Source organism: Bartonella sp. CL70QHWL, assembly GCF_042194855.1.
Taxonomy (GTDB): domain Bacteria; phylum Pseudomonadota; class Alphaproteobacteria; order Rhizobiales; family Rhizobiaceae; genus Bartonella.
In genome coordinates this window covers 1-1,689 of record NZ_JBHINJ010000072.1, presented here as the reverse complement: position 1 = coordinate 1,689, position 1,689 = coordinate 1, and the positions used below count along the sequence as shown (strand labels likewise).

General features: G+C 29.8%; 1 pseudogene. It reads left to right on the top strand.

What is annotated here, in order from left to right:
• Positions 1-102, top strand: a pseudogene (locus tag ACFIJZ_RS09720) (terminase); the annotation flags it as partial.
• Between the last annotated feature and the right edge of the window lie 1,587 nt (positions 103-1,689).

Genomic DNA, 1,689 nt, shown 5'->3' with positions numbered 1-1,689 from the left:
AACCCGTTGCGAGAGAATGCCCCCGTTGAGAAGCGGTTTCGCTTTTCAGACAATGAGGCAATCAAACGTGTTGAGATTAACTGGTCAGACAATGTAAGATATAATATCAAAAAATACAATAAAGTCAATAGGTTGATTGTAATTATTTTATATGAATCCACTTAAGAATCCACACTTTTATACGTGATTCATTTGACTATTTTTTATATAAGATTGCCATGTATGAATAGAGCATAAAAAGCAAATCATGATGTAAAGATTATAACGCATGTGTGCATTCAAATGAAATGAAAAGCCGATATCATTCATAACAATTCATAAATTTTATGATATGTTTTTATCACTCAAAATCGCATTGTTTTAAATTTAGTCGTTTGAAAATATCGATAACATACGTTTAAAGATCACATCTTGTTTTAATGATTGGATTGTTAATCACATAAAAGAGCCAATTAACATTCGCCAAAATTGGCGAGCGCAAAATAGAGAGCTGTCATAACAGCATCATCATAACACCGAACATTTTAAAGATTGCATAAAAGGATTTAAAGACAAGATCGATTTTATAACCACGGTATTTTTTACCGAAGGTAGGAAATAAAGGTCATGAAATTCAAAAAGTTATATCTTATGAAATGAAAAGCCTTTTAATGAATAGATTGCAGGTTAGTCTTTAAGAATGGAACTATTCGCTTCCACAAAAAAATGGAAGCAAATAATGCCATGGCAGTAGAATTACTATCTACTTTAGATTTGGTACTAAAAACGTTTTTAAAGTTATAGTTTAAAAATACGAAACCAAATGAGCTCTTTCCAAATTTGGGGGCAGCTATTAAGACAAAGATAAGCAAACAAACTTCAAAACCATTGTAACATCATAAGGTATGGGTTTTTACTCAATTTTGAGTCAAAAGCTGTAATATTTAAGAATGCTCTATTCTAAGATAACATCCCCAAAATGGACCGGCTAATTTTTAAAGAAATTAGGTTTTAATGAAAAGTACAAATACGCTTATGAAAGCTCTTTAAATGCACGTTTAAACGTTTGAAACATAAAATGAGATCTTTATAAGAAACGTTAAAACTTTTTTATAACAGCTATAACTTAGTTACCATTTGTTCTTAAGAACGTTTCATTTACGAAAAAACAAAGATCTAGATTTCACAGCAGAGCAAAATTTTGAAAACCTTACATTTTATAAAAGCGTTTGTTTATTTTTCTTATGAAAAGCTGCTTTTAAAAACCAATGCTCGTAAATGTAAAAAAACGTTTTGTTATAAGATATTCACTTAATAAGCATTTTCTTTTGATTGGATTAATAAACCTACCAAGCGTTTTGATTTGTTTGATTTTAGACAAAGCGTTCTTTCAATTCACTCAGCTCAATTTTGAGCTTAGTACTTTGAAACGTTTTAAAAGAAGCATCATGATCATGTGCTTTGTTTTAAATGATCTCTTTAAAGATAAGAACGTTTTATTGATACATTTGATAGCAATGAAAAGCGTTTATAGGCTCTCTTATTCAAATGAGTGATTAAAGATCATACGCATCGTTTACATTCCTTTTGATAAGTTTTCATATCTCTCATAGAGCGCTTGCAATATGATACGTTTTGTATATATGCATTCATTACTCCATTGTGGATGATTCATTTTAATCAATAAAAAACGCTATTTGAAAGCCGCGT